This is a genomic window from Paenarthrobacter aurescens, assembly GCF_025421775.1.
In the GTDB taxonomy this organism is placed as follows: Bacteria; Actinomycetota; Actinomycetes; order Actinomycetales; family Micrococcaceae; genus Arthrobacter; species Arthrobacter aurescens_B.
Map to the genome: position 1 here is coordinate 112,488 of NZ_JAOEFX010000009.1, position 13,010 is coordinate 125,497.

8 protein-coding genes are annotated in these 13,010 nt (G+C 62.1%); 6 read left to right on the forward strand and 2 right to left on the reverse strand.

Translation table 11 applies throughout. From position 1 onward, the window contains the following. Nucleotides 1-35 precede the first annotated feature (35 nt). Nucleotides 36-1,664, forward strand: coding sequence for a sigma-70 family RNA polymerase sigma factor (locus N7568_RS18415; protein ID WP_261611225.1), 1,629 nt, complete (start codon nucleotides 36-38; stop codon nucleotides 1,662-1,664). A gap of 259 nt (nucleotides 1,665-1,923) precedes the next feature. Further along, nucleotides 1,924-5,400, forward strand: a complete 3,477-nt coding sequence (locus N7568_RS25985) for a DUF11 domain-containing protein (protein ID WP_261611226.1) — start codon at nucleotides 1,924-1,926, stop codon at nucleotides 5,398-5,400. Nucleotides 5,401-5,572: 172 nt separating this feature from the next. On the opposite strand, the gene N7568_RS18425 is transcribed toward N7568_RS25985, so the two are convergent. After that, nucleotides 5,573-5,929 (reverse strand): hypothetical protein, encoded by a 357-nt coding sequence (locus N7568_RS18425; RefSeq protein ID WP_261611227.1) that lies wholly within the window; start codon nucleotides 5,927-5,929, stop codon nucleotides 5,573-5,575. Between the two features lie 288 nt (nucleotides 5,930-6,217). On the opposite strand from N7568_RS18425, the gene N7568_RS18430 reads away from it, so the two are divergent. The 4 genes from N7568_RS18430 to N7568_RS18445 are packed head-to-tail and all read left to right on the forward strand — an operon-like array spanning nucleotide 6,218 to nucleotide 11,545. Beyond that, nucleotides 6,218-7,780: an aspartate aminotransferase family protein gene (locus N7568_RS18430; RefSeq protein WP_368736526.1), complete on the forward strand. Its 1,563-nt coding sequence runs from the start codon at nucleotides 6,218-6,220 to the stop codon at nucleotides 7,778-7,780. Then, nucleotides 7,777-9,120: a lysine N(6)-hydroxylase/L-ornithine N(5)-oxygenase family protein gene (locus tag N7568_RS18435; RefSeq protein ID WP_261611228.1), complete on the forward strand. Its 1,344-nt coding sequence runs from the start codon at nucleotides 7,777-7,779 to the stop codon at nucleotides 9,118-9,120. Before N7568_RS18430 ends, N7568_RS18435 begins: the two co-directional genes overlap by 4 nt. Continuing rightward, nucleotides 9,117-9,707 (forward strand): GNAT family N-acetyltransferase, encoded by a 591-nt coding sequence (locus N7568_RS18440; RefSeq protein WP_261611229.1) that lies wholly within the window; start codon nucleotides 9,117-9,119, stop codon nucleotides 9,705-9,707. The genes N7568_RS18435 and N7568_RS18440 overlap by 4 nt, the downstream gene beginning before the upstream one ends. Then, nucleotides 9,704-11,545, forward strand: coding sequence for an IucA/IucC family protein (locus N7568_RS18445; RefSeq protein WP_261611230.1), 1,842 nt, complete (start codon nucleotides 9,704-9,706; stop codon nucleotides 11,543-11,545). The genes N7568_RS18440 and N7568_RS18445 overlap by 4 nt, the downstream gene beginning before the upstream one ends. 53 nt (nucleotides 11,546-11,598) lie before the next feature. Here N7568_RS18445 and N7568_RS18450 read toward each other — a convergent pair whose 3' ends face one another. Next, nucleotides 11,599-12,918, reverse strand: a complete 1,320-nt coding sequence (locus N7568_RS18450) for a BNR repeat-containing protein (RefSeq protein WP_261611231.1) — start codon at nucleotides 12,916-12,918, stop codon at nucleotides 11,599-11,601. Between the last annotated feature and the right edge of the window lie 92 nt (nucleotides 12,919-13,010).

The following is a 13,010-nucleotide window of genomic DNA, read 5'->3' on the forward strand; positions in this document are numbered from 1 at the left end:
CAAGTCACTGACGTTCTGATGTCACACTATTGTTTATGGATCAAGTATTTGCGGCACGGGCCGATGGGGCTTCCTCGACTTTGGCGATGGCCGCCGGCAGCGATCCCCAGATCATTTCTTTGGTGCGCCAGGGAGACACGGATGCCTTCGACGTGCTCTATGAACGGCACTTGAAAGTCGCTTACTATGTTGCCCGCTCCCAGACAGACAACCCCAGTGACGCCGATGACGTCGTGGCCGAGTCTTTCGCGGCGATCTTTCAACTGCTGAAGGAAGGTAAGGGCCCCACGGAGTTCTTCCGTTCCTACCTCCTGACGGTGGTGCGGCGAACCGCGCATGACCGGAACCGCAAGGCGCGGCGAATGCCAACAGCGGCTGATGATGCAATCCTGGATTCTCCAGTGCTGGACAACGACCCCCTCCTCAGCGACCTTGAGTCGAGCATCATGGCCAAGGCCTTCAAATCACTGCCGGAGCGTTGGCAGGCTGTTCTTTGGCACCTGGACATTGAAGGATTGAAGCCGGCGGCGGCAGCTCCCTTCGTTGGGCTCACTCCGAACGGTGTTTCCTCGCTGGCGATTCGCGCCCGCGAGGGCCTGCGGCAGGCCTATTTGCAACATCACATCAGTCAGGTGGTGGACGAGTCCTGCGACGAATTTGCCAGCCAGCTGGGGAAGTATGCCCGCAACGCACTGAAGCGTACATCCCAGGAAAAAGTCAGTGACCACTTGGCGGGCTGCGCCAAGTGCACGGCGTTGTTGATCGAACTCAACGACGTCCAAGGTGGCATGCGCGCCATCCTGTTCCCTTTGCTTACGGGGATCACCTTCAGTCCGGGAGTGGTTGCTGCCATCGCGTCCGGCGCCACGTCAGTGGGTGCAGCGTCAGGTGCCGGAAACGCGGCAGTTTCCGGCAAGATCGCTGCCGGGGTCCATGGGGTCAGCAAGGCATGGAAGCTGGCAGCGGCAGTTGTCTTGGGAGTAGCGGCGTTGGCTGGAGTCCTTGCGTGGTTCCTGCAGCCGGGCTCCACTTCGCAGGCCACCGTCACCGCCGATGCCACCTCCAGTGTCCCCCCTGCCCAGGAATCCACCGCGCCGAGTGCGCTGCCAAGTCCCAGCGCCGCACCGGCGTCATCGGGTCCTGCTTTGGCGCCCCCCGCGGACCCGCCGGGAGCGGCGTCACCCCAGTCCGACGCCGTCGAGACTCCACCGGCGGTACTGCCGCCGAGGAGTGCCGTGGTGGTCGACTCGGGTACCGTATCGTCGACGACGGCGCCCACTGCTTCGACGTCAACGGCACCACTGACCCAAACGGTTGATGCGACGTTTGCCGCTGTTCCGGCTGACAGTCAGTCGGAGCGGGACCTGAACGTGCAGTTTTCGCTTCAGGGTGCCGGCGCCCCCACTACGGGTGAAGCTGTGTTCACCCTTCCGGACCAGGCAACGTTTTTGGCGGATAGGACCGTTGCCCCCGCAGGCTGGACCTGTGCCAGCGCCGCTTCCGACATTCGGCAGGTTCGGTGCAGTACTGATTCACTGGCAGCCAACAGCCTCGCCTTCACGCTGGGAGTCGCGCTGCCCGCTACGGCTGATAGCGGTACGTTGAACTACCTGTTCGGCGGCCGCGGAATCGTCACCAAGACGTTCGCAAACGGCTTCCACTAACCGGGCTCTTCCACCGCGATCCCTGTCTCTGCGAAGGATTGAAAACTTTCTAAAACTTTTTCAGTTTCTTGCGTCACGATTCGCCGAGTGCTTCCACTAAGGCGTTGGGCCCCCTTTTTTTCGGCGCCCTCGTTGAATTTACGTGAACATTCAACGATATGAAACGTCGGTAACGCGAGCTGGACTACTGAGGAGCCCAGCTGGACGCCGGTCCACCTTGAGGACTGGCATCGCGTGACCAAGAGAAGCGAGAGAGTCAGTGAAGCACACAAATTCACAGAAGCTGTTGGCGGCGGTGCTCGCCACAGCGATTTTGTTGCTGGGGGTGGGTGGCGCCGTGGCGCCACCAGCCGTGGCCATCGCGCCAGGCACGCCTGGCGTCACCCAACCGGGCACCCCGGTCTACACTGAAGACTTCTCAAACGAGGATGCCACCACGGGTGCCATCAGTATCCTGAACTACGCCGGTGGTCCCGCTGCCGCCAACGAGACTTACACGGCTGACAAACCTTACACGCCAGCCGGCGGACAGTGCGACGGGTGGATTCTAAACTCCCGGACCCCGCTGCCAACATCCGATACCGGTTGCGTCAACAACCAGCCTGCGGGCTGGGGACAGGTCCAGCAGATGTCGGTGGCGCTGGGCACAGCCCAAGGCCAAACGGCAGCGCAAGCCGTCACCAACCAGTCACTGTCTGAATACACCAACAGCCGCTCGGGAACCATTGCTCCGGGTGTCCAGTTCCGCACCGAGTCCAATACCATTCCGGCAATTGCTGGCCACTATTACGCTGTGTCGGCCTATTTCGCGCAGGTCAATTGCCACGCGGCACACGCCAGCGAGACCTTCAGCCTGCTCATCAATGGGACCAGGCAAGTACTCAGCGCGGGGCTTGACCCCTGCGGCGGCAGCAATCTGGCCGCAGTGCAGGTTAGCCGGCTCCAATCCGATGCCTACCAGATTCCTCCGGGCACAACACCAACCCTTGGCCTTGAGGTCAGGAATGAAGCAACCACCGGATCCGGTAACGACGTCGCCTTCGACCTCCCGCAGATCGTGGACGTAACCCCCCAGGTGGACAAGGCCTTCACGCCGTCCATCATCGGACCGGGCGGAATCTCCAAGGTCACGCTTACGGTGACCAACACCGATGATCTGAAGGCCAAGAACGACTGGTTCATCACGGACACCCTCCCGGCAGGAGTGGTTGTCGCCGATACTCCCAACATCGGGGGCACCTGTGTGCAAGCCTCGGGAACCAATCCCTTGGTGCGGACGGCGGTGGCTGGAAGCAACACCATTTCCGTGGCGGGTGGTGATGTGGCGCTGGGAATGACTTCGTGCACCATCACCGTGGATGTGACGGCCGCTAGGGAGGGATCATATGTGAATGGTCCTGCCAACCTCGTCACCAACCTCAACCTTCCCGCCGACGCCACTCTGATCGTTCGGGCACCGCGCCTTGAATTGAGCAAGGCCCTGGACACCACGCGCTTGTTGGATTCCGATCAATTCACAGTTGAGATCCGGACGGGTTCGGCCACGGGACCGGTTGTCAGCAACACCGCCAACGCGACCACAAGCGGTGCCGGCTCCACCGTTGATGCGGGGACCGGAGTTACCGGCGAATACGTCGCCTCCGTGGACACCACGTACTACCTGACTGAGGCGGGCGACAACCTGTCCGGTTATACCAGTGCCATCACATGCGTTGACGCCAACGGTCTGCAGACTGGCCTGCCCAACGGTGCGGCCTTTGATGGTTCGCTGGCTCTCAAGCCCGTTGCCGGCGCCGACATCAGTTGTGTGCTGACCAACAGCGCCGATTCCGCACCGGCGATGGAGTTCAGCAAGTCTGCTGACGCTTCGGGAATCCAGTCGCCTTCCGTTGTTGGTGACCGGATCACGTACACGTTGACGTCGAAGAACACGGGCAATGTGAAGCTGACAGACGTCACCATCAACGACCCTCTGGCTGGCCTTTCGCCGCTGACGTACTCGTGGCCGGGTACCCCCGGCACGCTGCTGCCAAATGAAGCTGTTACCGCCACTGCGAGCTATGCGATCACGCAGGCTGATATCGACGCCGGTCATGTCGCCAACAGTGCCACGACCACGGGTAATCCTCCGACGGGTCCTCCTGTTACCCCGCCTCCGGGAACGACGGACACCCCACTGACCACTGGCCCGGCGATGGTGTTCAGCAAGTCTGCTGACGCTTCGGGAATCCAGTCGCCCTCTGTTGTTGGTGACCGGATCACGTACACGTTGACGTCGAAGAACACGGGCAATGTGAAGCTGACAGACGTCACCATCAACGACCCTCTGGCTGGCCTTTCGCCGCTGACGTACTCGTGGCCGGGTACCCCCGGCACGCTGCTGCCAAATGAAGCTGTTACCGCCACTGCGAGCTATGCGATCACGCAGGCTGATATCGACGCCGGTCATGTCGCCAACAGTGCCACGACCACGGGCACTCCGCCCACGGGCAGTCCTGTTACCCCGCCTCCGGGTGAAACGGACACCCCACTGACTAGTGGCCCGGCGATGGAGTTCAGCAAGACGGCCGACGCTTCGGGCGTCCAGTCGCCTTCCGTTGTTGGTGACCGGATCACGTACACGTTGACGTCCAAGAACACGGGCAATGTGAAGCTGACAGACGTCACCATCAACGACCCTCTGGCCGGCCTTTCGCCGCTCGTTTATACCTGGCCGGGCACACCGGGTGAGCTTCTTCCGGGCCAGACAGTGACTGCGAAAGCAACGTACGCGATCACCCAGGCTGATATCGACGCCGGTCATGTCGCCAACAGCGCCACGACCACGGGCACTCCGCCCACGGGCAGTCCTGTTACCCCGCCTCCGGGTGAAACGGACACCCCGCTGACCACTGGCCCGGCGATGGAGTTCAGCAAGACGGCCGACGCTTCGGGCATCCAGTCGCCTTCCGTTGTTGGTGACCGGATCACGTACACGTTGACGTCCAAGAACACGGGCAATGTCGGGCTGAAGAACGTGTCCATTACGGATCCGTTGGCTGGCCTCTCACCGCTGACGTACATCTGGCCCGGTGCTGCAGGGACCCTGTTGCCCGGTGAAACAGTGACTGCGAAAGCAACGTACGCGATCACCCAGGCTGATATCGACGCCGGTCATGTCGCCAACAGCGCCACGACCACGGGCACTCCGCCCACGGGCAGTCCTGTTACCCCGCCTCCGGGAACGACGGACACACCGCTGTCGTCGAATTCGGGCTTGGAGTTCAGCAAGACTGCCGACGCGTCCGCGGTTGGAGACCCCACCCGGGTGGGCGATGTGATCACCTACAAGTTCACAGTGAAGAACACCGGGAGTGTGCCTGTAACGGACGTTGCAGTCAACGATCCGATGCCCGGCCTGTCGGCCTTGGTTTATGCCTGGCCTGGTGTTGCAGGGACCCTGTTGCCCGGTGAAACAGTGATTGCGAAAGCAACGTACGCCATCACCCAGGCTGATATCGACGCCGGAGACGTCGCCAACACGGCGACTGCTACGGGTACGCCTCCGGCGGGACCCCCGGTCACCACACCACCTGCAAGTGTTGTAGTGACTTTCCCGTCGGTGGTTCCGGGCCAACCTGGAGGCCCTCTGGCCAACACGGGAGTCGTACTCGCCGTGCTGCCAGTGAGCCTTCTGGTTGTTGGCTCGGGGCTGTTCCTGTTCCTCGTCGGACGCCGCAAGCGTTCCGAGGCATAGGACATGTAGTGCGCGGCGTCCGGGGCCCCAACCCTGGGCGCCGCGTGCCTCTTCCCCAATCTACGAAGCCAGAAAGAACCAGGTAGTTATTGGCATGAAGAAGGCAATCGCGTGCGTTCTTGGGGCCACGGTGCTCTAGTCCTCCAGCGGACAGGGTCCGATCGGGTATCAGCTACCCGGTCGGCCGCCTTTTTTGCCATTGCACGGCGTGCCAGAACAGGAGGCCTGCAGCAAGGAGTATGGCGCCCAGGAGGCCGTACGGGACCGCGGAAAGTATCATGAAATTGACTTGGGCCGATGAGCCCGTCGAAGGGGATCCCATGAGGGATTCAGCAGACGTAAACGCCCATAAACAGAACCACACCACGCCAACGTCCATGACCCACAGCGCAACGATGAACGGGTTGACGGAAGCTCGTTTCCGGGGCGGACCCGAGGGCTCCGGCATGTGAGGGCTGACGGCTTGCACGGCGTTGCCATGCTCATCGATTTCACGGAAACCGATGCGCTCGTGAACGTGGTCCTTCATATGGTCCCCCAACCGTTGACGGTGAATAGTCCTTGCACTCTACTCCTCGCCTCCGGGCGGTCCCGTCGTCGAAGCCGTTGGCCCAAAAAGGCAATTCATTGGCCGAAAAGAGTGGCAAGTTTTGCACGGAAACCCGGACGAAGAAAAGTCAATGACGCGCTACCGGACGGTAGAACCTTGAGAAACCGCCTTCCAAGCGAAATAGGTCACAAAAGTTTGACGGAAAGGCTTACCTAAGTAAGGCTTACCTTGCTAATAAGCGCCCCAACGCAATGGAAGGAAGCTGACGTGACGTCACCTAGTGTCGAAGAGCGGATCGCTCAGGAGCAGGATTTTGGCTCCAAGGTGGAACTGGCCCTCGCTGCCACCAACCAGCTGTTCAACGCACGAAATTCGCCCAGCTACGTCGCTCAGGTTCTTCAGGGAGTCAACGCGGTCTCCACCAAAGTCCAGCGGACCGCCCAGCCATTCACCGGCGTCGGGCACGCTGAACTGAAGGCGAAGGTTGGCGCCGTTGATCTTGAACGTCCGTTGCCGGACACGGCTGCGGCCCTTGACGAGCTCGATGAGCTCTACCTCAAGGACGCCATCTACTTCCACGACTCCCGGTACGCCGCACACCTGAACTGCCCGGTGGTCATCCCGGCGCTTGTTGGCGAAGCCGTGCTCTCGGCCGTGAACTCCTCCATGGACACCTGGGACCAGAGTGCAGGCGCTACCATGATCGAGCGCCGCCTCATTGACTGGACTGCGGAGCGCATCGGTTTCGACGCCGACGCCGATGGCGTGTTCACCTCGGGTGGCAGCCAGTCCAACTTCCAGGCATTGCTGATTGCCCGCAACCATGCCGTTGCCAAGCTGCGCTCCACCAGCGGGGACGCACGCCTGCCGCACCTGCTGGATCGGCTCCGGATCTTCACTTCCGTGGACAGCCACTTCAGCATTCAAAAGTCCGCTTCCATGCTGGGCCTGGGCTTCGATGCCGTCATCGCGGTGCCCACCACTGAAGACCACCGCATGGATCCCACCGCGCTGGCGGCTGCTTTGGCAGAAGCGCACGACGCCGGGCTGGTGCCGATGGCTGTTGTGGCCACTGCCGGGACCACGGACTTCGGTTCGGTTGACCCGCTCTCGGAAATGGCCGCGTTGGTTCGCGCCTACGATTCCTGGTTGCACGTGGACGGTGCCTACGGTGGAGGGCTCATCGTGTCCGGACGCCACCGCCACCTCCTGGACGGTATCCACCTTGCCGATTCCGTCACCGTCGACTTCCACAAGACCTTCTTCCAGCCCGTCAGTTCCAGCGCAGTCCTGGTCCGCAACGGTTCCATGATGGGCCACGTGACCTACTACGCGGACTATCTGAACCCGGAAAGCGCGGCGAGGGCCGAGATCCCCAACCAGGTGGACAAGAGCATCCAAACCACCCGCCGCTTCGATGCCCTGAAGCTGTGGCTGACCCTCCGCATCATGGGTGCCGACGCCATCGGTGCGCTCTTCGACGAAGCGATCGACCTCGCCGCCCGGGTAGGAACCTTGCTGGCTGACGACGCCGACTTCGAGCTCGCTGCCGCGCCGCAGCTGAGCACTCTGGTGTTCCGCTACCGTCCGTTGATCGATGGCGATCAGTTGGACGAGGATGCTGCTGACGTCCTCAACCCGGCCATCCGCGCCGCGATCTTCGCTTCCGGCGAGGCCGTAGTTGCCGGCACCAAGGTAGCTGGCCGCCACTACCTCAAATTCACCCTCCTCAACGCCGAGGCGAGCCTGAGGGACATCCAGGAAATCATCGAACTTATCCGTCGGACAGGCGACAACCTGCTTGCGGACACCACGGAGGCTGCCGCGTGAGCACCCAAGACAATGGCAAGATCTACGACGTCGCCGGAATCGGCGTCGGGCCCTTCAACCTGGGCCTGGCCGCGCTGAGCGAGCCTGTTGAGAACCTCGACTGCGTCTTCCTGGACCGCCGCGAATCCTTCGACTGGCACCCTGGCATGATGCTGGAGCCCGCGCACCTGCAGGTCCCGTTCATGGCGGACCTCGTGACGCTTGCCGATCCGACGTCGCCGTTCTCGTTCCTGAACTTCCTGAAGCAGACAGGCCGCCTGTACCGCTTCTATATCCGGGAGAACTTCTACCCGTTGCGCGCCGAGTACAACCAGTACTGCCAGTGGGTGGCTGGCCAGCTTGAATCCGTTCGTTTTAGCACGGATGTGCTGGATGTGGCGTACGACGACGGCGTGTACCGCCTCTCGGTGCAGGGCCCGGACGGCGCTGAGGTTCTTCGCGCCCGCAAACTGGTCCTTGGTACTGGCACGTCCCCGTATGTTCCGGGCTCCTGTGCGGGGATAGTCGAAGCCGGCGGACTCGTCCTCCACAATGCCGACTACCTGTCGAGGAAGAGTGAGCTGCAGTCCAAGCGCAGCATCACCATCGTGGGCAGCGGCCAGAGCGCCGCGGAGCTGTACTACGAACTGCTTCAGGAAATCGACGTCTACGGCTACCAGCTCAACTGGGTGACCCGTTCCGGTCGTTTCTTCCCGCTGGAATACACCAAGCTCACCCTTGAGATGACCTCGCCGGAATATGTGGACTACTTCCACTCGCTCCCGGGCGAGCAGCGCGATTCGCTGATCAAAAGCCAGAAGAACCTGTACAAGGGTATCAACTCGGACCTGATCGACGACATTTACGACCTCCTCTACACCAAGAGCCTCTCCGGCATGGTGGACACCCAACTGCACACACATTCTTCGCTCACTGCCGCAGAGTGGGATGCCACCACCGGCACGCACACCCTCCAGTTGCACCACGAGGAACACGGACAGGGCTACAGCCTGGAGTCCGAAGCCGTGGTGCTCGCAACCGGCTACACCTACAAGGAGCCCGCCTTCCTGGCAGGAATCCAGGACCGGATCCGCCGCGACTCCAAGGGCCGTTTCGACGTCGAGCGCAACTATGGGACCGGTGTGGAACCCGGTGAAATCTTCGTCCAGAACGCCGAGCTGCACACACACGGCTTCGTCACGCCGGACCTCGGCATGGCGGCCTACCGCAACTCCTGCATCCTGCGGGAAATCACCGGCCGGGAGGTCTACCCCGTGGAGCGCAGCATCGCGTTCCAGCAATTCGGCGCCCCCGCTCCCGTGACTGCCGCGGTTCCGGAAACCGCTGGAGCCACCGTATGAGCTTCACGTTCCGGCCCGTCGATCCGGTCGGGGATGCACCTGTCCTCCACAGTTGGGTCAGTCAAGAATATGCCCGGTTCTGGGGCATGGTTTCCGCCACCGAGCAGGACGTTGTGGAGGAGTACTCGAAGATCGCTGAATCCGGCCATCACCAAGCGTTTTTGGGGCTCGACGACGGCGTCCCCGCCTTCCTGATGGAACGGTACCGTCCGGAGTCATCGCCGTTGGCGGACGTCTATGAGATCCAGCCCGGTGATGTGGGCATGCACCTCTTGGTGTCCCCGCCCACTGGTGAGCCGCAGCCTGGCTTCACCACCGCCGTCATGCAGTCCGTCATGACGGAACTGTTTCGGGATCCCGCAACCCAGCGGGTCGTCGTCGAGCCTGACGCCCGGAACCACAAGATCCATGTCCTCAACGAGAAGGTGGGCTTCCGCCCGCACGGCGTGGTGACCCTTCCCGCCGTCGACCCTTCCGAAGACCATAAGCAGGGCCTCCTGAGTTTCTGCACCCGCGAGGATTTCCTCGGCACCCTGACCCCGATTCTGGCCGCGCCCGTCGCGGCGACCAGAGGAGAATCCCTGTGACCACCACCGCCGATGCCGTGACCACTGCGGCTGTTGATTCCGTATCCCACCTGACGCCTGAACGCTGGGCAATCGCCAACCGGCACCTGGTCCGCAAGGCCATCGCCGAGTTCTCGCACGAACGCATCCTGGTTCCGGAGCTGATCCGGGAAGAAGGGTCCGGCGTCGGGCTTTATAAGGTAGTCAGCGACGACGACTCGGTGGAGTACCGCTTCCGGGCGCGGCTCCTGCAGTTGGAGCACTGGTCCGTCTCCGCGGAATCCATCGTGAAACTGCGTGACGGCGAGGAATTGCCGGTGGACGCTTTGGACTTCATCGCCGAGTTCCATGAGGCACTGGCCATCCGCCAGGAAATGCTGCCTGTCTACCTGGAGGAAATCAGCAGCACGCTGGCCAGCCACGCTTACAAGCAGGGCAAACCGTTCAGTTCGGCCGAGTTGGCTGCGGGAATCACAGGAGGCGCGGACCGGGCCGCCGACTTCCAGGCCATCGAACACAGCATGACCGAGGGCCACCCATGCTTTGTCGCCAACAACGGCCGGCTGGGCTTCGGGATTGCCGACTACCACGCCTTCGCGCCGGAAACGGGTGCCACGGTGAAGCTGCAGTGGATCGCGGTGCACCGCAGCAGGGCAGTGTTCACGTCCAGCGCAGGACTGGATTACCGGACTCACTTCGAGGCTGAACTCGGACCGGCAACCCTCACCTGGTTCAACGCGGAGTTGTCGGCCTCCGGGTTGAATCCCGAGGACTACCTCCTCATGCCTGTGCACCCCTGGCAGTGGGACAACAAACTCACCGTGACGTTCGCGGCAGAAATCGCCCAGCGGCACATCGTGAACCTGGGCACCGGCGAAGATTCGTACCAGGCGCAGCAGTCCATCCGTACCTTCTTCAACACGGACCACCCGGAGAAGGCGTACGTGAAGACGGCCATGTCGGTGCTGAACATGGGCTTCATGCGTGGCTTGTCTCCGCAGTACATGAAGGCCACGCCGGCCATCAACGATTGGCTGCAGGAACTGATCGGCAATGACCAGGAGCTCCAGAGCCGGGGCCTGGCCATGATCCGTGAAACTGCGGCCATCGGGTACCACAACCACTACTACGAGGCTGCTTCGGCCAAGGGTTCGCCCTACCGCAAGATGCTCTCGGCCCTGTGGAGGGAAAGTCCGTTGCCGTTGCTTAAGGACGGACAGCAGCTGGCCACCATGGCGTCGTTGTTGCATGTGGACTCGTCCGGGGCCTCTGTGGTGACTTCTTTGATCGAACAGTCCGGCCTGGCCCCCACAGAGTGGCTCCGCCGCTACTTCGAGGCCTACCTCGTGCCGCTGGTCCACTGCCTTTACGAGTACGAGCTCGCATTCATGCCCCACGGCGAAAACGTCATCCTGATCCTCGAAAACGGTGTGCCGGTCCGCGCCATCATGAAGGACATCGCCGAGGAGATCGTGGTCATGGGGGACAGGCTGGAACTGCCGGAGGAAGTCTCCCGCGTCAAGGCCGAGATCCCTGCCGAGGAAATGGTCCTGGCCATCTTCACGGACGTGTTCGACTGCATCTTCCGCTTCCTCGGAGCCATCCTTGTGGAGGACGGGACGCTGCGCGAGGACGAGTTCTGGGGAACTGCCGCGGCCGTGCTTCGTGAATACCAGCAGCGCCACCCGGAGCTTGCAGACCAGTTCGCCATGCACGACCTCTTTGCGCCGGACTTCGAGTTGTCCTGCCTCAACCGCCTGCAACTGCGCAACAACCAGCAGATGCTCGACATCTCGGATCCCTCGGGTGGGCTCCAGATGGCAGGCCGCCTGGCCAACCCGTTGGCCAAGTTCGCCTAGTCAGGTTCCGCCGAGGTGACAGTTGATGCCAATCGTGGTCGCAGACATTGCTATTAACTGTCACTTCGGCGCAGTACCACCTCGGTCTCATACGCCTGCGAGGACTTCATCGATCCCCGGAACCAGCACACAGCATGAACCGACGCATCGCCGGGCACCACCATGGGCCGGAGGTTGTCTACCCCAGAGCCTTCGGTGACGGCTTCCCACGTCCAGCTCGCGCCGGCGTCGGAAGTTACACCGCGGTAGATCTCGTAGTGCGCGGTAGCAGCAGCCGTCCGTGGATCTATCGGCGTGGAGATGTACACCAGGTCCAGGTTGTTGGGATCCACGGCACCCAGTCCGGTGTAGTCCTGCTCGTGCGGCAGTAAGCCAGGACCGGCGACGGCCAGCGGATGCAGCTTCCAGCCCACGCCATCAAAGCGGCCGTACAGCAGGCGGTGATCGTCGACGTCGAGCACTTGCTCCCGCTGCAGCGGACCGTTCACGTCGTTGGCCCGGCAGGTGACGATCGCGGCAAGTTCCTTGCCCTGCCGGCGAAGGTCAGTAGTCCAGCCATGGGTGAGGGTGTCGCCGTCGAGCGTCATCCCGGCCTCGAAAACTGTGGTGAGGGTCGTCTGGTTGATGCCGGCTGATCCGATGACGGGTTTGCTGGCCACGTTTCCTTCGGAGTCGTGGAGCGCATCGCCTTGAATGAAGCCGTGGTAGACGCTGTTGTTGAAGTCGCGCGGGTGGTGGTCCGTGGTGATGAGGTCGATGCGGTCTGTCCCGTTGCTGACATACCGGGTGTATCCGTTGACGTAACCGATCTTTGGGCGGGTGAAGAGCTTCCCCCCGTAGCTCCACGTGCTTCCATCGTCGTCGGAGATCATTAGCGTGGGGTCGTCATTGATGGCGCGGACAAAGTTGTAGGCCCGGCCCTCCACACTCAAGTGGTGCAGGTTGGAGTACGTGGCACCGCGGCCGTTTGCCAGTTCAGTCCAGTCGAACTGTTGCTCGGGCTCCCACTCTGAAGCGTCGTGTGGCCGTACCGATACACGCCAGCGCGAGAAGTTGTCCGTCTTGTGCTTGGCGTACATGGCCAGGTATCGCCCGTCCGGCCGGATCAGGAGAGCCGGAGCGTTGTGGTCGTCCGCCTCCAGGTGCTCGTGGAGGACGTGAACTTGTCGCTCGCCAGTGGCCAAGTCCAGCACCGCGAGCTCGATGTTGCCTCCACGATCCGGCCCTCCCGAACCCTCTGGTGAAGCGACCGAACCGACCAGGATTGAGTTGTTGGCAGGATCGATCAGTGCCCGTTCATCCTGGAACCAACACCAGGCGCCGTTGTTGTTGAGGACCAGTGGCTCTTGCGGGGACGGGACGTCGGTGACCATGGGAATCCTTTGCGGCTTTGCATCGTTTCAAAAATCATCCTATGCGCCGGACTGGCTCCCCGCACCCGCCTCGGGCAACAATCGTGAAGGTT